General features: G+C 64.7%; 13 protein-coding genes. 4 read left to right on the top strand and 9 right to left on the bottom strand.

The genetic code is table 11. The features are described 5' to 3' along the window. Positions 1 to 128: 128 nt before the first annotated feature. Complete coding sequence (locus D3880_RS08480; RefSeq protein ID WP_119893033.1) at positions 129 to 2,468, bottom strand: arylsulfatase; 2,340 nt, start codon at positions 2,466 to 2,468, stop codon at positions 129 to 131. 147 nt (positions 2,469 to 2,615) lie between these two features. Then, positions 2,616 to 4,163, bottom strand: a complete 1,548-nt coding sequence (locus D3880_RS08475) for an arylsulfatase (protein ID WP_238474421.1) — start codon at positions 4,161 to 4,163, stop codon at positions 2,616 to 2,618. A 440-nt stretch (positions 4,164 to 4,603) separates the two neighbouring features. Between D3880_RS08475 and D3880_RS08470 the strand changes: the two genes are divergently transcribed. The 3 genes from D3880_RS08470 (at position 4,604) to D3880_RS08460 (ending at position 8,888) form a co-directional block, all read left to right on the top strand. Then, positions 4,604 to 6,715 (top strand): 3-hydroxyacyl-CoA dehydrogenase NAD-binding domain-containing protein, encoded by a 2,112-nt coding sequence (locus D3880_RS08470; protein ID WP_119893031.1) that lies wholly within the window; start codon positions 4,604 to 4,606, stop codon positions 6,713 to 6,715. Positions 6,716 to 6,922: 207 nt separating this feature from the next. Next, complete coding sequence (locus D3880_RS08465; RefSeq protein WP_119893030.1) at positions 6,923 to 8,107, top strand: acetyl-CoA C-acyltransferase; 1,185 nt, start codon at positions 6,923 to 6,925, stop codon at positions 8,105 to 8,107. 1 nt (position 8,108) lies between these two features. Further along, positions 8,109 to 8,888, top strand: a complete 780-nt coding sequence (locus tag D3880_RS08460; RefSeq protein ID WP_119893029.1) for an SDR family NAD(P)-dependent oxidoreductase — start codon at positions 8,109 to 8,111, stop codon at positions 8,886 to 8,888. A 37-nt stretch (positions 8,889 to 8,925) separates the two neighbouring features. On the opposite strand, the gene D3880_RS08455 is transcribed toward D3880_RS08460, so the two are convergent. Further along, complete coding sequence (locus D3880_RS08455; protein ID WP_162934964.1) at positions 8,926 to 11,697, bottom strand: winged helix-turn-helix domain-containing protein; 2,772 nt, start codon at positions 11,695 to 11,697, stop codon at positions 8,926 to 8,928. A gap of 152 nt (positions 11,698 to 11,849) precedes the next feature. Between D3880_RS08455 and D3880_RS08450 the strand changes: the two genes are divergently transcribed. Beyond that, on the top strand, positions 11,850 to 12,872 hold the full coding sequence (locus tag D3880_RS08450) for an acyl-CoA dehydrogenase family protein (RefSeq protein WP_119893027.1): 1,023 nt from the start codon (positions 11,850 to 11,852) through the stop codon (positions 12,870 to 12,872). Positions 12,873 to 13,178: 306 nt separating this feature from the next. Here D3880_RS08450 and D3880_RS08445 read toward each other — a convergent pair whose 3' ends face one another. The 6 genes from D3880_RS08445 to D3880_RS08420 form a co-directional block, all read right to left on the bottom strand. Continuing rightward, a complete protein-coding gene (locus D3880_RS08445) occupies positions 13,179 to 14,747 on the bottom strand; it encodes a long-chain-fatty-acid--CoA ligase (RefSeq protein ID WP_119893026.1) in 1,569 nt (522 codons plus the stop codon). 87 nt (positions 14,748 to 14,834) lie between these two features. Beyond that, the gene (locus D3880_RS08440; protein ID WP_238474420.1) at positions 14,835 to 15,455 is read right to left on the bottom strand and encodes a DUF2889 domain-containing protein; all 621 of its coding nucleotides are present in this window, start codon (positions 15,453 to 15,455) and stop codon (positions 14,835 to 14,837) included. Positions 15,456 to 15,546: 91 nt separating this feature from the next. After that, a complete protein-coding gene (locus tag D3880_RS08435) occupies positions 15,547 to 16,698 on the bottom strand; it encodes an acyl-CoA dehydrogenase family protein (protein ID WP_119893024.1) in 1,152 nt (383 codons plus the stop codon). A 17-nt stretch (positions 16,699 to 16,715) separates the two neighbouring features. Further along, entirely contained in the window at positions 16,716 to 17,546 is an 831-nt protein-coding gene (locus tag D3880_RS08430) for an SDR family NAD(P)-dependent oxidoreductase (protein ID WP_119893023.1), read from the bottom strand. Between the two features lie 33 nt (positions 17,547 to 17,579). Beyond that, the gene (locus D3880_RS08425; RefSeq protein ID WP_119893022.1) at positions 17,580 to 17,999 is read right to left on the bottom strand and encodes a MaoC family dehydratase; all 420 of its coding nucleotides are present in this window, start codon (positions 17,997 to 17,999) and stop codon (positions 17,580 to 17,582) included. A gap of 10 nt (positions 18,000 to 18,009) precedes the next feature. Then, positions 18,010 to 18,450 carry a MaoC family dehydratase N-terminal domain-containing protein gene (locus D3880_RS08420; protein WP_119893021.1) on the bottom strand — a complete coding sequence of 147 codons (441 nt, stop codon included), beginning with the start codon at positions 18,448 to 18,450 and terminating at the stop codon, positions 18,010 to 18,012. Positions 18,451 to 18,507: the final 57 nt, after the last annotated feature.

The raw sequence follows: 18,507 nt of genomic DNA, 5'->3' as shown, positions 1-18,507 counted from the left end.
TTTTACCTGGCCGGTGAGCGAAGCGAGCGACGATTCACCCTGTCTCCAAATGGTGTATCCAGCCTTTCCCTACCCGCCAAAGCCTGCACGAGCCAGGCGAGACCAGGCCCTGATGATTCAGTGAAGGCTCAACGAAGATCCACCGTCAGCCGGTTCAGTCGGCCTGCGAAGGCGAACGGCGGCGTGTAGTCGGTCGATACCGCGGAGCCGGAATCGAGGCCGATGTCCTGGCCTTCATAGAGCGAGTAGATAAACGGCACGGTGCGTTCCACCCGTCCTTCGGCGATGACCTTGCCATTGGCTGACAGACGCAAGCTGCCGCCCTTGCCGCGATCCTTGGCGTTACCGTCGTAGTTGAAGTCCATCTTCAACGTGGCCTTGCCGGCCGGCAGCGCAGACTCGCTGTCCACCCGATAGCTATCCATGCCCAGGAAGTTGTGCACGGCGCTCAGTCGTCCGTCCTTGAGGAAGAAGCCCCAGCCACCCGTGGAACCGCCTTGGGTGAAGAGCATGCCATTGGCCTTCTCCGGCAACTCCACCTCCGCGATCACTGAGAACGAGCGGTTGTGCAGTCCCGGCGCGTTGCCTTCGGGCAATGCCGCCAGCGGGCCGTTGTAGACGAACTGCTTGCGGCCGGCGGCCAGACTCGGACGGCCCATCAACTCGGCGTTGAAGCGTTTTATGCCGTCCCAGTTCAGCGGCAGGATATTGGCCTTCTGCGCCTCGGCCCACCACAACTGCTCCATCTGCTTGACCTTCTCCGGATGCTGCGCGGCGAGGTCATGGGCCTGACTGAAGTCCTCGTCGATGTTGTACAGCTCCCAGGTGGTCTTATCCACGTCGAACTCGTCTCGGTCCGGGTTCCATGGCTTGGAACCCACCGAGGAGGCGAACCAGCCGTCCTGGTAGATGCCACGGTTGCGGAACAGCTCGAACACCTGGCCTCGACGACGCTCCTTGGCCTTCGCGTCGTTGAAGGCATACAGCATGCTGATGCCGTCCATGGGCTTCTGCGGCACGCCATTGAGTACGCTTGGCGCCTCGATGCCGGCGGCCTCGAGGATGGTCGGCGTGATGTCGGTGACGTAGGCGAACTGGCTGCGCAGCCCGCCCTTGTCCTTGATCTGCGCCGGCCAGGAGATGACCAGCGGGTTGCGCGTACCGCCGAAGTGCGAGGCAACCTGCTTGGTCCACTGGAACGGCGTGTTCATGGCATGCGCCCAGGCTGAAGGGAAGTGGTTGAAGTGCTTCGGCCCGCCCAGTTCGTCGATGACCTTGAGATTGCTCTGCCAGGTTTCCTGCACACCGTTGAAGATCGAGAACTCGTTGGTGCGGCCGTCCAGCCCGCCTTCGGCGGAGGCGCCGTTGTCACCGACCACATAGATGATCAGGGTGTTGTCGCCATCGGGCAGCTGGCGCACGGCGTCGATGATCCGGCCCATCTCGTAGTCGGCATGCGCACTGAAAGCAGCGAACAGTTCCATCATCCGCGAGTACAGGCGCTGCTGTTCGGGCTGCAACGTATCCCAGGCCGGCAGATCGGCCGGGCGCGGCGTCAGCTGGGTATTGGCCGGTACCACGCCGAGTTTCTTCTGGCGCTCCAGGGTCAGCTCACGGTACTTGTCCCAGCCCATGTCGAACTGGCCCTTGTACTTGTCGCGCCAGTCGGCCGGCGGCTGATGCGGCGAGTGGGCGGCGCCGGGGGCGACATAGAGGAAGAACGGCCGCTGCGGATCGATGGCCTTGGCCTTGTTGACCCAATTGATGGCGTGGTCGGAAAGGTCGGTGGTCAGGTGATAGTTCGGGTCCTGCGAGCGCGGTACTAGGCTGTGGCCTTCGTAGAGGATCGGTTCGAACTGGCTGGTATCGCCGCCGTTGAAGCCATAGAAATAGTCAAATCCCAAGCCCGTTGGCCAGCGGTCGAAGGGACCGACTTCGCTGGTTTCCCACGGCGGCGTATTGTGGTTCTTGCCGATCTGCGCGGTGGCGTAGCCGTTCTGGCGGAGGATCTCGGCGATGGTGCCGGTACTTTTCGGCAGGATGCCGGTATAGCCGTCGTAGCCGATGCCGAGTTCGGAGATCACCCCGGTGTTGGCCTGATGGGGCGTGCGTCCGGTGAGCAGCGCGGCGCGGGTCGGCGAGCACAGCGCGCTGGTGTGGAAGCGGTTGAAGCGCACGCCGTCGGCGGCCAGCCTGTCGAGGCTCGGCGAAGGCACCCCGCCACCGAAGACGTCGAACTGGCCGAAGCCGACGTCGTCGAGCAGGATCACCAGGACGTTGGGCGCGCCTTGCGGTGGCCGCTCGAGCGGCGGGTACTTCGGTGGATCGCTGTCCAGCTTGGTGCGCCCGACATACCCCGGGAAGTGGTAGTCCGGCTTCGGCAGTATCGTCTCGGCATGCGCCTGGATCGCCAGGGCGCACAGCCCCAGCAGCCAGCCAAGGGCGCGCGCCTTCTTCGGAATGAACATATTTGCTCCTGTTTCCGTGTGCCTGGCCTTGAGCCGGGAATCACGAGTTGCGGGTCTTGTTGTTCTTGGTGTCCTGACAGTGATCTCCCCTCCTCCATGCCGAGAGCACGAGCGTCGCGACGAACACGGCGCTTGGAGGTCCGGGGATCACTGCCCGGTGGACGGTTTCTGCAGGCCCGTCAGCGCCTTCCTGAGCGCCAGGCTCTGGTAATTGATGTTGGCCGGATTGAGGTTCTGGCCCTCCTGGAAGGGGTACGGCGCCAGCGTCGCCATGAACTTCCCGATTTCGGCCTGCACCGGCACGAACAGCCACATCTGGTCGGCGGCCCAGCGCGCGGACAACCCCGAATCCTTACGCGCGGTTTCGAAGGGATCGGCCTTCAGGTTAGTGATGCTCGGCCAGTTGGTGACCGTGCGCGATGAGCGGGAGATGGAGCCTTCAAAGCTGGCGAAGGCGATTTTCCAGTCGTTCCAGCGTAGGGCATTCAGCTCGCCTCCTTGACCGAAATAGAAGTACTCCTCGCGTGGGCTGCCCTTGGTTTCGCCCTTGAAGAACGGCAGGAAGTCGTAGCCGTCCAGGTGCACGCGCCACTGCTTGCCGTTGGCCGTGGTGCCCTTGGCCATCTCGGCGACCAGGTTCGGGTTGCCGGCGGCCGCCGCCAGAGTCGGCATCCAGTCGTTGTGGGCGATCAGGTTGTTGAAACGGCTGCCCGGCTTGAGCACGGCCGGCCACTTCACCAGCAGCGGCACACGATGGCCGCCCTCGTTGGAAGTGCCCTTCTCGCCATTGAACGGCGAGCTGCCGCCGTCCGGCCAGCTGACCTTCTGCGCACCGTTGTCGGTGGTGTAGACGATGATGGTGTTGTCGGCGATGCCGAGGTCATCCAGCTTCTTCAGCAACTGGCCGACCTGGCCGTCGTGCTCGACCATGCCGTCCGGATACAGGCCGATGCCGGTCTTGCCTTCGGACTCTTTCTTCAAGTGGGTCCAGACGTGCATGCGCGTGCTGTTGAACCAGGCGAAGAACGGCTTGTCGGCCTTGTGCGCCTTGTCGATGAAGTTCGCGGTGGCATCGACGAACTCCTGGTCGATGGTTTCCATGCGCTTGCGGGTCAGCGGGCCAGTGTCCTCGATCTTGCCGTCGGCGTAGGAGTGGATCACCCCGCGCGGGCCGTACTTCTTGCGAAATTCCGGGTCCTTCGGGTAGTAGTAGGTCTCCGGCTCTTCCTCGGCGTTCACGTGGTAGAGGTTGCCGAAAAACTCGTCGAAACCGTGGTTGGTCGGTAGGTGCTTGTCGCGGTCGCCGAGGTGGTTCTTGCCGAACTGGCCGGTGGTGTAGCCCTGCTGCTTCATCACGTCGCCGAGGGTCGGCGCCCAATCCGGAATACCGTGCTGGGAACCGGGCATGCCGATGGTCAAGAGGCCGGTGCGGAACGGGTGCTCGCCGAGGATGAAGGCGGCGCGGCCGGCGGTGCAGGATTGCTCGCCGTAGGCGTGGGTGAACAGCGCACCCTCTTGGGCGATGCGGTCGATGTTCGGCGTCTCGTAGCCCATCATGCCCTGGTTGTAGGCGCTGACGTTGAAGTAGCCGATGTCGTCGCCGAAGATCACCAGGATGTTCGGCTTGTCGGCGGCCAGGGCCAGCATTGGCATACAGATCGCAGCGATCAGACTACCCAACCATGTGTTCAGCATCTTCATCTCGTCAGCTCTCCACTCTGCATTGACGGCGGGCGAAGTTGCCCTCCGCCCGGATGCTACTCGCCACTTCCTATTTCGCCCCCACTCCTTCCGGCCAGCCCACCCCCACTCCTCGATCGGCTGCGGCCATGCCCACACCCCCATCCGGGAAAGGGCCAGCCCCACTCCCCAGGAGGGGATTCACGGGCTGAGGTTTACGGTTCACTGCGCCTGCCTGCCGCTCGCTGCAATTGCACAGAGGCCTCCTTTTTCGTTGTTCCAGAACGACATGGCTGACCTGCTGATCGCCGAGTCGCACGTGGCAGCAGTGGATCGCCAGCGAGGGCAACCCGACAACCGTACCTGTTCGTCAGCAGGAAACCTGGCTCCCCCTTCTTGCCTGGAGAGGGAGCGAGGTCTCTTCGATAACTTCACACGCGCCACAAGGAATCCCCATGAGCGATCTGATCCACTACCGCCTCGAAGATGGACTGGCCCTGATCGGCCTCGCCAGCCCGCCGGTCAACGCCCTCGGTCAGCCCCTTCGAGCCGCGCTGCTGGAAGCCTGTGAACGTGCAGCGGCCGATCCCGCGGTGAGTGCGCTAATCCTCTACGGAGCCACCGGCCTGTTCAGCGCCGGCGCCGACATCAGCGAGTTCGGCAAAGACATCGCCTACGCCGCGCCCTTTCTGCCCGACCTGCTGCTGCGTCTCAGCCAGTTGGAGAAACCGGTGGTTGCGGCCATCGGCGGCGTGGCGTTGGGCGGCGGCATGGAACTGGCGCTGGCCTGTGGCTACCGGGTCGGCGAACCGGGCACGCGCCTCGGCCTGCCGGAAATCCATCTCGGCCTGCTGCCTGGGGCCGGCGGTACCCAGCGCCTGCCACGCCTGATCGGCGCCGAGTCGGCGCTCAACATGATGATTTCCGGCCAACAGGTCAGTGCTGAGCACGCACTGATGCTCGGTCTGCTCGACCGCGTCACCGACAGCGCCGAAGGTCTGCTCGATGACGCCCGCGCCTACGCCCGGGAGCTGCTCGCCACAGGCTCCCCCGCGCGGCCGGCCGAACGCTACCCGAACCCGGCCGTCGACCTGTCGGACGACTTCTTCCAAAGCTACCGTGCCGAGCATGAACCGCGCTGGAAGAACCGCCTGGCGCCACGACTGGTTCTAGCCGCCGTCGAGTCAGCCTGCCTGCTGCCGCTCGCCGAGGGCCTGCTCAGGGAGCAGGCACTTTTCAAGCAGGCCGAGGGCTCCGCGCAATCAGCAGCACAGCGTCATGTGTTCTTCGCCGAACGCGAAGCCGGCAAGATTCCCGGCGTCGATGCCAGCACCGTGCTGCGGCCGATCAACAAGGTCGCGGTGATCGGTGCCGGCACCATGGGTGGCGGCATCGCCATGAACTTCGCCAATGCCGGCATCCCGGTGACCCTCCTCGAACTCAAGGCGGAAGCGCTGGACCGCGGCCTGACGCAGATTCGCCAGAACTACGCAATCAGCGTCAAACGCGGCAAGCTCAGTGAAGCCCAGCTAGAGCAGCGCATGACGCTGCTGCAGGGCACCGTCGACTACGCCGACCTGGCCGACGCCGACCTAGTGATCGAGGCAGTGTTCGAGAACCTGGAGATCAAGCAGAACGTGTTCCGCATCCTCGACCGGGTGTGCAAGCCGGGTGCGATCCTCGCCAGCAACACCTCGACCCTGGATGTCGACGCCATCGCCGCCGTCACCGCCCGCCCGCAGGACGTCATCGGCCTGCACTTCTTCAGCCCGGCCAACGTCATGCGCCTGCTGGAAGTGGTGCGCGCCGCCAAGACCGCGCCGGATGTGCTGGCCACCACGCTCAAGCTGGCGCGCCGCATCGGCAAGATCCCGGTGGTCTCCGGCGTGTGCTTCGGCTTCATCGGCAACCGCATGTTCGAGCCCTACTCGCGCGAGGCCCACCGCCTGCTGCTCGAAGGCGCCAGCCCAGCGCAGATCGACCGGGTGCTCACCGAGCATGGCTTGGCGATGGGCATGCTCGCCGTGCAGGACCTTGCCGGCATCGACATCGGCTACCTGATCCACGAATCGCGCCGTGAGGTGATCGGCCACGACCCGAGCTACTGCAAACTTGGCGACGAGCTGTACGCCCTCGGCCGCTACGGGCAGAAGACCGGCGCCGGCTTCTACCGCTACGAAGGCCGCGAGCGCCTCGACGACCCGACGGTGACCGCGCTCGCCGAGCGCGTGGCCGGCGAACTGGGCATCACCCGCCGTGACATCTCCGATCAGGAAATCCTCGAGCGCTGCCTGTTCAGCCTGATCAACGAAGGCATCCAGCTGCTCGACGAGGGCATCGCCCTGCGCAGCAGCGACATCGATCTGGTGTACATCAACGGCTACGGCTTCCCGGCGCACCACGGCGGGCCGATGCACTACGCGGAGACCCTCGGCCTGGACAACGTACTTGCCGGCATCCGCCGCTACCACGACGAGCTCGGCGCCTACGGCGAGCTGTGGTTACAGCCGGCCCCGTTGTTGGAGCGCCTGGTCGCCGCCGGCAAGATCAGGATCGAGAAGATCTGAGCCAATAGAGCCCTCTCCCGTAACGACTCCCCTCTCCCATTCATGGGAGAGGGGCCGGGGGAGAGGGCAAAGGGCGCGAACAGGTGCCGACCTGAACGCCCGCCCCTCTCCCTAACCCTATCCCCAAAGGGGAGAGGGGATGAAAAGCACACCGAGGACTCCGCCGCACAGCTACGCGGAGCACACCCCAACCAGGAACCACCCCAGATGAAAGAAGCCGTCATCCTCGCCACTGCCCGCACACCGATCGCCAAGGCGTTCCGCGGCGCCTTCAACAACCTCAAGTCGCCGAGCATGGCCAGCCATGCGATCCGCGCCGCCGTCGAGCGCGCCGGAATCGAAGCGGCGGAAATCGACGACCTGGTGATGGGCACCGCCATGCCCGCTGGCACCGCCGGCTGCAACCTCGGCCGCCTGAGCGGGCTGGCCGCAGGGCTGCCGCTGTCGGTGAGTGGCCAGACCCTCGACCGCCAGTGCGCCTCGGGGCTGATGGCGATCGCCACCGCCGCCAAACAGATCATGGTCGACGGCATGCAGGTCACCATCGGCGCCGGCCAGGAGCAGATCAGCCTGGTACAGAGCCACCATATGGAATGGGTCAACAGCCAGCCCGACGAGTTGGTGCTGCGCCACGCCGAACACGCCTACATGCCGATGCTGCAGACCGCCGAGTTGGTCGCCAGCCGCTACGGCATCAGCCGCGAGGCGCAGGACGCCTATGCGCTGCAGTCCCAGCAGCGCACCGCCGCGGCCCAGGCTGCCGGCTTGTTCGAGGGCGAAATCGTGCCGGTCACCGCAACCAAACGGGTTGTCGACAAGGCCAGCGGCGCGGTCAGCTACGAGGAAGTCACCCTGCACCTGGACGAAGGCAACCGCCCGCAGACCACCCTCGACGACCTGACCCGGCTCAAGCCGGTGCTCGACGGCGGCTGCATCACCGCCGGCAACGCCAGCCGGCTGTCCGACGGCGCCAGCGCCTGCGTGCTGATGGATGGCCGCCTGGCCGAGCAACGCAACCTGCAACCGCTGGGCGCCTATCGCGGCATCGCCGTGGCCGGCCTGGCGCCGGAAGAGATGGGCATCGGCCCGGTACTGGCGGTGCCCAAGCTGCTCAAGCAGCACGGCCTGAAGGTCGACGACATCGGCCTGTGGGAACTCAACGAAGCCTTCGCCTGCCAGGTGCTCTATTGCGCCGAGAAGCTGGGCATCGACCCGGCCAAGCTCAACGTCAACGGAGGCGCCATCGCCATCGGCCACCCCTACGGCATGAGCGGCGCGCGCATGGTCGGCCACGCGCTGCTGGAAGGCAAACGCCGCGGCGTGAAGTACGTGGTGATCACCATGTGTGTCGGCGGCGGCATGGGCGCGGCCGGCCTGTTCGAGGTGTTCTGATATGGACCAGCTCACCAAACGCTTCTCCCTCGCCGGCAAGACTGCGCTGATCACGGGTGCCTCCAGCGGTTTCGGCGCGCATTTCGCGCGCCTTCTCAGCGACGCCGGCGCGCAAGTGGTGATTGGCGCACGCCGGATCGAACGCCTGGAGCAGTTGGCCGCAGACATTCGTCAGCAAGGCGGTAATGTGCTGGCCGTGCCGATGGACGTGACCTGTCGGGACAGTGTCGAGGCCGCCTTCGACGCCGCCGAGGCGGCCTTCGGCGTCGTCGATGTGGTCATCAACAACGCCGGCATCGGTCACAATGAGCCCGCCCTGACGCTCAGCGAAGAGCACTGGCGCGCCATGCTCGCCACCAACCTGGACGGCGTCTGGCGCGTCGCCCAGTGCGCCGCCCAGCGGCTGAGCAAGGCCGAGCGCGGTGGCAGCATCGTCAACATCGCTTCGATCCTCGGCCTGCGCGTCGGCCCCACTCTCAGCCACTACTGCACCGCCAAGGCCGGCGTGGTGCAACTGACCAAGTCCCTGGCCCTGGAATGGGCGCGTCTGGGCATCCGCGTCAACGCCATCGCCCCGGGCTACTTCAAGACCGAGATCAATGACGCGTTCTTCGACACCGAAAAAGGCCAGGCCTACATCCGCAGCAACGTACCGATGCGTCGCCTGGGCCAGAACGACGAGCTGGATGGCCCGCTGCTGCTGCTCGCCAGCGAGGCCGGTGCGTTCATGAGCGGCGCCGTGCTGGCGGTCGACGGCGGGCATCTGGTCAACCCGCTCTAAGGCACCCGCGCTCCGGGTTGTCCCGGGGCGCGGGCCTTCAGGAGCGCTTCATGCGCTTGCGGGCGATGATGATCGCGTCGTAGCGACTGGAAACGCCCAGCTTGGCGAAGATGTTGCGCAGGTTCCACTTGACCGTCTGCAGGCTGAGGTTGAGCGCCAGGGCGATGCGCTTGTTGGACATCGACTGTTCCAGCAATGCCAGAATTTCCAGCTCGCGCTTGGTCAGCGACAGGTCGCCATCGATGGCGACGTGCGTGGCGACATCGCTGTCCACCGTCGCCATGCCCGCACTCTGCTTCAACTGATCGAGGTAGGCATCCAGCTCCGGGTTATCCGCGCACTCGAGGCCCTGAAGCAGCCCCGACAAGACCTTGCCCTCGTCGAAAAAGGTCCTCAACAGGCCCAGGCGATAGCCGCTGAATACGGCGTTGCGCAGCGACTCAGTGGCCTCGATATCCCTACCCAACTGATCGAGCGCCAGGCAGCGCAGCAGCTCCAGGCGTACCCGCCAGATGCCCCGCTGATACTCCCCGATCAATGCGTCCAGCCCCGCCAGCACCTGCAGGGCCAGTTCTGGTTGGCGTCTGGACATGGCTACGCGAGCCAGCGAAAACGTCGCCAGCACCGTGATTTCCGCGCTGCGCGGGCCTGGTTCCTGATGCCGCTTGTGCAGGTCGTCGAGCGCCACTTGCAGGCTTTCGGCGTGGCGCCAGTCGCCGTCGGCGAGCACCAGGCGCACCTGCTCGGCCAGCATGTTCGCCACCCCCCGATCGAAGCCGAGGAGACGGAAATGCTCCTCGCGCTGCCTGAGGAATTCCAGCGCGCTGCGCGGCGACTCCTGCAGGTACTGCAGTCGCGCGAAGCACAAGGCGGCGTTGATCATCAGCTCGGGAACGGAGAAACGCAGGATATCCAGGCGATTGGCGAGCACTTCGCGGGCATCGTCGATCCGGTCGAGCTCGTAGTAGGCCGCCGCCAACACCGCCGCACAGTTGCAGGCACTCACCGAGCGGCGCCCATGGGCGCTCTCCGCTTCAGTCAAGAGATCGGTCCCGAGGCGCACGACCTCCAGCACGTTGCCCTCGAACAGCGCCACCTGGGCCACCGAATTGACGGCGATCAGGGCCATCTCATGCACGCTGCCCCGCAGCGGTCGCGCCTGCGGGGAATTGAAGTAGCGGCGCACATCGTTATATAGGCCCATGGTCCCAAGACAGCCGATGTACAGGCTGGCAAACACCTGCTCGAGAAACGGATTGCCCAGGGGCTGCTCCGCCAGCGGTTCGAGCCATTGCCGGCATTCGCTCGCATCATCGCGCTGGTTGGCGATCGCCGCCTTGAGCAAGGACAGCTCAGTGCCCCTGGGAGGAGTCGTCCGGGCCTTCTCCAGTACCTCGAGCCAGCGCTCGGCCTTGTCGGTACGCAGGGTCAGCACGTTGCTCCAGATGCCGATCAGGAACAGTTCGGGATGCCGGATTAGCTTCTCCAGTGGCACCCGATCGAGCCAGCGCATGAACTCGCTCAGGTGACTGATGCTCTTGAGCGGTGGCCTGATTCGTTCCAGCAGGTCGACCAGATAGTCGACATCCTCCGTCAGCAGGGCGTGGCGCGCCGCCTCCCCCACCAGGCCGGCCTCCTCGAACCAGCGGGTCGCCCGCAGGTGCAAGGCGCGGGTGTCGTACCCCGAGGCCACTAGCTGCTCGGCGAGGAACTCCGAAAACATCGGGTGCAGACGGAACCACTGCAGTTCACCCGGCCCCTCCACCGGCTGCAGGAACAGGTTACGCGCTTCGATCGCCTGAATCTGTGCCTCGGCGTCGACCACCCCGGTGACTTGCGTGGCCACCGTTGCGTTGAAACGCAGCAGGATGGAAATCTTCTGCAGGAAGTTCAATAGCGCCGGCGGTAACTCGGCCAGGACATCCTCCGCGAGATAGGCTCCCAGTTCCTGGCGGTTCGGCTGCAAGGCAGAAACGCTGAGCTTGCGGCGCGGATTCGCCTTCAGGGAAATCGCCAAAAGCTGCAGGCCGATGGGCCAGCCGTCGGTCTTGTCGTGCAACGCGCGCGCGACATCCACATCGATGCCTGGATCGAGGTGGCTGCGAAGATAGGCATAGGCTTCGCGGAAGCTAAATGACAGCTCCGCGCCATCGATCTCGCAGAGCTCGCCCATCGCCCGCCAGCGCCCGAGCAGCAGCGCGGGCGCCGCCCGGCTGGCCAAGGTGATGTGCAGGTTCTGCGGAGCCCGTTCGATGAGCCCCTGCATCAACTGGCCGATGCGCGGATTGGTCGCGTGCTGGAAGTCGTCGACGATCAGGTAAAGATCGCCAGTGACCCTGGCCAGGCTGTTGACCAGCAGCGACAGGAAGATCCTCCGCTCGTCTTCCGACACCTCTTCGCCGAGCAACATCGCGCCTTCCAGCGTCACTCCCGCCTGCTGTAATGCGCCCACCAGGTTTGCGCAGAACGGCTCCAACTGGTTTTCGTCCGCAGACAGCGACAACCAGGCCACCGTCGCACCGCTCTGGATCAGCGACTGCCGCCATTGCGCCACCAGCGTCGTCTTGCCGAAACCCGCGCCGCCCGTCACCAGGAACAGGCGGCTATTGCGCGCATCGTTCAGGCGCTCCAGCAACTGCTCACGCAGGATGCTGTGGCTACCTATCCTTGGCGGCGTGAACTTGGTGCTAATCAACAGGGGGGATCGGTTCATCTGCATTCCTGACTCCACAACATCCGTCTCCGTATATGCGCTGCCTCGACGGGAACTGTCTGTTCTTCGATTAAAGCGCATTGCCGCAAATGCCACTCCCTCCCTGCGGAGCGATACGCAGATGACCCAACCCGGGGGTGGGGCTGCGGGCGCACCCCCGGCGGGGGATCATCCCCTCCACAGGAGGGGTGGGCTTGCCAGGAGGATGCATTAGCCTGACTACACCTCCACTCTCGGATTGCACCAGAATGCGCACGCCACTCCATCTCACCTCGCAGCAGACGCTGCTTGTTCAGAGCATGCGGGCCTTCGTCAGCTCGGAAATCCAGCCCCTGGGCGCGCTGGCTAACTCCCAGCTCCTCGAGCTGCTGGAGAGCGTCGCCGAGTTCGGCCTGCCCAGCGGGGCGGTGGCAACGGAGCTGGGGGGCCTGGGGTTGGGCTGGAGCAGCCTGGCTCATCTGTTCGAGGAACTGGTCAGAGGCAGTGACGAACTGGCCGGGACCGTACTGGCGAACCTGCTGGCGGCGCCACTGCTGGCGGCCCGGGACACCCCGGCTGACGACTATCTGCAAGATGTCCTCGAAGGCCGCCGCATCGTCGGCTTCGCCCTTGGCCCAGGTCTGAGCACCACCCGCCAGTTGGACGGCTTCATCCTTGATGGCACCGTCGAACGGCTGCGTAATGTCTCCCGCGCAGACCTGGTGATCTGCAGCGCGGACGACGGCAAAGGGGGGCTGGACTGCTTTCTGCTGGACCGCCAAGCGGACCGAGTCGATATCTGCCATGCGCACTCTTCCGGAAATACCTCGCCTCTCCTTTCCCACATGCAGATCACGCAGACCGTTCTGCCCGTGGATCGGAGGCTTGGCGACGCGACTACGATCGCCCGCCTGCAGGACCTTCGTAAACTGTTCGAAGGACTGATTTGCGTGGCAAAAGCGCAACAGGTGCTCGACCTTGTCGTCGAGCAGGCACGCGAGCTCACGCCCGGCGCCATCCATTCCCTCCTGGCGCTGCACCTGGCCGAAATGGCCACCGCCGTCATGGCCGCCCGGCAGATGATCCTCGCCGGACTGCAGCGCCTGGAAGAAGGCCAGGCTGCTCAGGCCAACGTCCGCATGGCCAGTCTGCTCAGCAGCAAGACCCTGGCGAAGGTCGATCAGCTGGCGGCACGCATAGACCCGTCGCATCGCTCGCTCGCCATGACGCCCTATCAGGCGGAGCATGACGCCGACGTACAGGCGATCGCCAATGCGTTGCTTCAGGTCTGAGAACCTGTTTACGATCTGCTGCGCGTCGGTTATACGGCGTTGAAATCGGGCTCAGAATGCTCATTTACAACACGTAAACTGCGCTTCTTCGCCCGATTTCGCCTTGTCTGACCCTAGCTCGCGAGATCGTAAACAGGTTCTGAGCACCACGTCCCTTCTCTGCCGTATCGGCCATAGGCCATAGGCCAGCCAGGCTGGCCCTTCACTGCCCCATCGAGCGGCAATCGGAAAGCCCCAGGAAAATCGACGCAGGAAAGCGGATTGCCATGGTCCCTGGAAGGCCCATGGCGATCCGCTCCCCGGCAGTCACGCGATATTGCGCGAGTGGTTTTCCCAGAAGGGCTTGCGCAGTTCGTTCTTGAGGATCTTGCCCACGCCCGAGAGCGGCAGGGCGCCACGGAACTCGACGCTGCGCGGACACTTGTAGCCGGCGATGCGCTCGCGGCAGTGGGCGACGATTTCCTCGTCGCTGCTGCTGCAATCCGGCTTCAGCACGACGACTGCATGCACGGTCTCGCCCCACTTGTCCGACGGAATGCCGATGACCGCGCACTGGGCCACGGCCGGATGGCTGGAAATGGCGTTCTCCACCTCGGCGGAGTAGATGTTCTCGCCGCCACTGACAATCATGTCCTTCAGGCGGTCGACGATGTAGACGAAGCCCTCCGCGTCCATGTAGCCGCCGTCGCCGGTGTGCATCCAGCCGTCGCGCAGCACCTCGGCGGTGGCCTCCGGCTTGTTCAGATAGCCGAGCATGACGTTCGGCCCGCGCACGACGATCTCGCCCACGCTGCCGCGCGGCACTTCGCGATCCTCGGCATCAACGATCCGCAGCTCGACGCAGTTCATCGCACGGCCGGCGGAATACATCTTGCCGCTGTGGTGGTGCGCCTCGCAGTGGTACTCGGGGTCGAGCATGGTGCCACCGGTGGTCAACTCGGTCATGCCATAGCCCTGAAAGAAACGGGCCGAAGTGAAGGCCTCACAGGCGCGGTCGAGCAGCACCGGCGAGATCGGCGAAGCACCGTAGATGATGTTGCGGATCGAGGCCAGTTCGACCCCGGCCAACACCGGATTGGCGGCGCGGGCGTCGAGTATCATCTGGATCATGGTCGGTGCCAGCATGACGTCCGTGACCTGCTCGTCGATGACGGCCTGCAAGGCGGCTTCGCCGCTGAACGCCGGCAGTACGACGTGTACGCCGCCGGTGACCAGCTGACCGTACATCGCCGAGAAATCGGCCAGGTGGAACATCGGCATGGCATGCAGGAATACCGAGTCGCTGCCGTAAAAGCCCCGGGTCAGCCCCGCCAGGCCGGCGAAGGCCAGGTTGTTGTGACTGATCATCACGCCCTTGGGGAAGCCGGTGGTACCGCCGGTATAGAAGACACCGAGGAGCGCATCGCCGCTGCGGCGTACGTCCTCCACCGGCTCGGCCGCGGCCAGCAGCGCCTCGTAGTTGAGCATGCCATCCGGAGTCTCGCCGTCGCCGGCATAGATCATGTGGCGGAGTGTCTTGGCCTGTTCGAAGATCGCCTCACCCATCGCCTTGAAGGTGTCGTCGACGATCAGCATGGTCGATTGCGAGTCGTCCAGCGAGTAGACAATCTCGGCAACACTCCAGCGTGTATTGACCGGATTCAGCACGCCATCGCCCCAGGGCACGCCCAGGCTGTACTCGATGTAGCGCTGCGAGTTGCGCGAGAGCATGGCGACGCAATCGCCGCTGGCCATGCCCAAGCCTTTCAGCGCACCGGCCAGTCGGGCAACGCGCTGCCCCAGTTCGGCAAACGTCACGCTGCGGCCCAGCTCGCGAATGGCTGTCGCATGAGGGCGCTGCTGCATGTGGCGGTGTAAACCTTGGGTGATGTACATCTGAACCTCCACTCTTGTTGTCATTGGCGGCTGCGCGCTGTGCAGGCTGCATGCAACGCCAGGTCACTCATGCCCCGTACGGGGCCTTCAATCAACGGCCACAGCCAGCGGCAACGCTTCGGCCGTTCGGCTGCGGGCCAGTAGTCTTTTCACGGCTTCGCCATCGCTGCGGTAGCCATGGCAGGTGCCGATCACCCATTGGTTGCCTGCGAACTCGCCGGCCCGGTCGACTGCCGCCTGCTCCCGCCGGCTGCCATAGGCGAGCATGGAAACTGTCTGGTAAACGGTAGTCGCCATCGGGCCGAGCAGTTCGGTCAGGTGGGTACAGCCCTGCTCGCCACCCACGCGTTCGAGCAGCCGTTTCTTGAAGCCTGAACCTATGCGCAGCCCCTTCAAGGCCGCATAGGCGCCGTTTATCTGGCTGCAGAATGGCGTCGGGCCGGCCTCGGTGACAGCCTTCAGGTCGTGGATCAGCAGGTCCTGGTCGACGGTCATGACGATCAGCATCTGGTGCACCGGCTCGTTGGCAGGAATGCTGCTGAACAACAGCGTGGTGTCATACGACTTGGTATCGCGCAGCCGCCCTTCGAACTCGAACAGGCCATCCTCGCGCAGGTAACCCGTGCAGGTGACCTGGCGGGTGTGCAGCAGGCGCCGCTGCTGGTTTTCCGATGCGTATTCCGCCATCGCAGTCTTCTCTTGAAGCAATCAGGCAGGCCGGTGACGGTCTGCGGGTTGAAAGGCCTTCCCTGGCGGGTTGGGCGGCGCTCTCGTGGCTGAGCGCCGCCCTGATCCATCGTTACAGCGAACGGCCGACCAGCTCGCGCTGGATCTCGTTGGCACCGCCGTAGATGCGCGCGACGCGGGCGTCGGCGAACATGCGGGCGATGGGGTACTCGTTCATGTAGCCGAAGCCGCCGAAGAACTGCAGGCAACGGTCCATGACTTCACCCTGCCGGTCGGTCAGCCAGAACTTGCCCATGGACGCCAGGGTGGTGTCCAGAGTGCCGTCGACCCAGCGCTGGATGATCAGGTCGACGAAGGTGCGCGAGGCGACCACCGTGGCCTTCACATCGGCGAGCTGGAAACGGGTGTTCTGGAAGTCCAGGATCGCCTTGCCGAAGGCCTTGCGCTCCTTGGTGTACTCCACGGTCAGGGCCAGGGCGCGCTCCATGTGCGCCACGGCCTGGATGCCAATTTCCGCGCGCTCGTAGGGCAGTTGCTGCATCAGCTGGTAGAAGCCCCGCCCTTCGGCGCCGCCGAGCAGACAGTCGGCCGGTACCTCGCACTCGTCGAAGAACATCTCCGAAGTGTCCTGCCCCGGCATGCCGATCTTGTCCAGGCACTTGCCGCGGATGAAGCCCGGCGTTTTGGTATCGACGATGAACAACGAAATTCCCTTCGAGCCCTTGGCCTCCAGGTCGGTCTTGGCGACCACCACCACCATGTCGCTCAACTGACCGTTGCTGATGAAGGTCTTCGAGCCGCTGATGACGTACTTGTCACCCTTCTTCACCGCGCGGGTACGCACGCCCTGCAGGTCGGAGCCGGTGCCCGGTTCGGTCATGGCGATGGAGCAGATCACCTCGCCCGAGGCGATCTTCGGCAGCCACTGCTGCTTCTGCGCCTCGGTGCCGCCGGCCAGGATGTAGTGGCCGACGATATGGTTGATGCTCAGCGCGATACTGGCCGAGCCGCCATAGGCCAGCTCCTGCAGCACCACGGCGTAGTGCGCCGGGGTGCCGTCGGCGCCGCCATACTCGGACGGAACGTCCGGCAGGATCATGCCCATCTCGCCGCAGGCCAGCCAGGTCTCGCGATCGCCCTGATGCTGCGCACGCCATTCATCCTCATGCGGCGCCATGCGCTCACGCACGAAGCGGCGGATGCTGTCGCCGAAGGCGGAGAGCTCTTCGTTCATCCAGGGGGAACGGTAGTTGTCCAATTGCATGTCGGATTCCTCTCAGGTCAGACAGTGCCCACACCGCCACCGCAGACCAGGACCTGGCCGGAGACGAAGTCGGACTCGGGGATGCAGAACATATACACGGCGCCGGCGGCTTCGTCCGGAGTACCCGGGCGACCCAGCGGGCAGGCCATCTTGCTGGCGTCCATGGCGGCTTGCTGGATACCGACCTTGATCTCGCGACCCTCGATGTTGACGGTCTTGCTGGCGTCACCAGCCAGGGCCTGGGTCATTCGGGTCTCGATATGACCGAAGGCCACGGCGTTGACGTTGACCTTGTGGCGGCCCCACTCCTTGGAGAGGGTCTTAGTCATGCCGAGGATGCCCGACTTGGCGGTGGAGTAGTTGGTCTGCCCGGCGTTGCCGGCGGCAGCGATGGAGGAAATGTTGACCACCTTGCGATGCACCACACGGCCTTCGGCGGCCTCGGCCTTGGCGGCGGCGCTGATCACCGGGTAGGCGGCGCGCAGGATGCGGAACGGTGCGGTCAGGTGGCAGTCGATGATGGCGTACCACTGCTCGTCGCTCATCTTCTGGATCACGTTGTCCCAGGTATAGCCGGCATTGTTGACGATGATGTCGATGCCGCCGTAGTTGTCCACCGCGGTCTTGACGAAGCGATCGGCGAAGTCGACAGCGGTCACGCTGCCGACGCAGGCCACGGCCTCGCCACCGGCGGCGCGGATTTCCGCAACCACTTCTTCGGCGGGAGCGGCGTCCAGATCGTTGACCACCACGCGGGCGCCATCGGCGGCCAGTTTCAGGGCCACGCTGCGGCCGATGCCGCGGCCGGAGCCGGTGACCAGGGCGACTTTACCTTCGAGCTTTTTCATTGTGCTGTTCCTAGATTCTTGTTGGATGGGATGTCAGGCCAAGGCGACCACGGCTTCGCCAACCAGCTTGGGCTCGCCGTACTGGTTGGCGCACTGGATATCGAGGCGCACGCGCTGCTCGCCGTTCTCCTCGAACTTCTCGGCGATACGCCCGGTCAGGTGCGGGATATGGCCGAGCTGGGTGATGCCGGTGAAGCGCACCGCCAGCTTGCGGATCTGCCGCTGCGGCACCCAGTGGGTGAGCAGGTGACCGAGGTAGGCGGCCGACAACATGCCGTGGGCGAACACGTCGGGCATGCGCGCCTTGCGGGCGAAGTCGGTGTCGATGTGGATCTGGTTGTGATCGCCCGAGGCGCCGGCGTACAGCGCCAGCATGGTGCGATCGATCGGGCGGAGCTTCATCAGGGGCAGCTCGTCGCCGACCTGCACATCGCTGTATTGCGGGATAGTCATGGCTAGTTCCTCAACGCTGGACGAGCGACGAGCGGATGTCGGCGATGTGCTCGCCTTTCTGGTTGATGACGCGGGTCTGCTGGACGACGAATTGCAGCGCGCCGCCCTTCTTCTCGTACACATCGGCGATATGGGTATCGAAGCTCAGCACGTCGCCGGCGAAGGCCATGCGGTGATAGCTGAACTCCTGTTCGGCATGCAGGATGCGCCCGAGGTCGAAGCCCATGACCTCTTCGACGATCGCCTGCGCATTGCGCCCTTCGCTTTCCAGGCACATCAGGAAAGTCGGTGGCACCGGCAGGGACGGATAGCCGGCGGCCATGGCCGCCGCTTCGTCGGTGTAGATGGGATCGGTCTCGCCGATCGCCTTGGCGAAGAAGCGTAGACGGCCCTTCTCCACTTCGCAGGTGGTCAGTCCGGTGGAGCGACCGATCAGACTCTTGTCTGCCATGTCAGTGTTTCCTGTCGTTTATCCGGGGAATCGCGCGTCCCACTGGGCGCGCGTACT

The organism is Pseudomonas cavernae, assembly GCF_003595175.1.
Lineage (GTDB): Bacteria > Pseudomonadota > Gammaproteobacteria > Pseudomonadales > Pseudomonadaceae > Aquipseudomonas > Aquipseudomonas cavernae.
This window is presented reverse-complemented; position numbering and strand designations above follow the sequence as displayed.

Bases quoted from the DNA above. Each gene is read 5' to 3' on its own strand.
- D3880_RS08465 (WP_119893030.1), top strand. From the start codon at position 6,923: ATGAAAGAAGCCGTCATCCTCGCCACTGCCCGCACACCGATCGCCAAG.
- D3880_RS08450 (WP_119893027.1), top strand. From the start codon at position 11,850: ATGCGCACGCCACTCCATCTCACCTCGCAGCAGACGCTGCTTGTTCAG.
- D3880_RS08470 (WP_119893031.1), top strand. From the start codon at position 4,604: ATGAGCGATCTGATCCACTACCGCCTCGAAGATGGACTGGCCCTGATC.
- D3880_RS08430 (WP_119893023.1), bottom strand. From the start codon at position 17,546: ATGAAAAAGCTCGAAGGTAAAGTCGCCCTGGTCACCGGCTCCGGCCGC.
- D3880_RS08420 (WP_119893021.1), bottom strand. From the start codon at position 18,450: ATGGCAGACAAGAGTCTGATCGGTCGCTCCACCGGACTGACCACCTGC.
- D3880_RS08435 (WP_119893024.1), bottom strand. From the start codon at position 16,698: ATGCAATTGGACAACTACCGTTCCCCCTGGATGAACGAAGAGCTCTCC.
- D3880_RS08425 (WP_119893022.1), bottom strand. From the start codon at position 17,999: ATGACTATCCCGCAATACAGCGATGTGCAGGTCGGCGACGAGCTGCCC.
- D3880_RS08475 (WP_238474421.1), bottom strand. From the start codon at position 4,163: ATGCTGAACACATGGTTGGGTAGTCTGATCGCTGCGATCTGTATGCCA.
- D3880_RS08480 (WP_119893033.1), bottom strand. From the start codon at position 2,468: ATGTTCATTCCGAAGAAGGCGCGCGCCCTTGGCTGGCTGCTGGGGCTG.
- D3880_RS08460 (WP_119893029.1), top strand. From the start codon at position 8,109: ATGGACCAGCTCACCAAACGCTTCTCCCTCGCCGGCAAGACTGCGCTG.
- D3880_RS08445 (WP_119893026.1), bottom strand. From the start codon at position 14,747: ATGTACATCACCCAAGGTTTACACCGCCACATGCAGCAGCGCCCTCAT.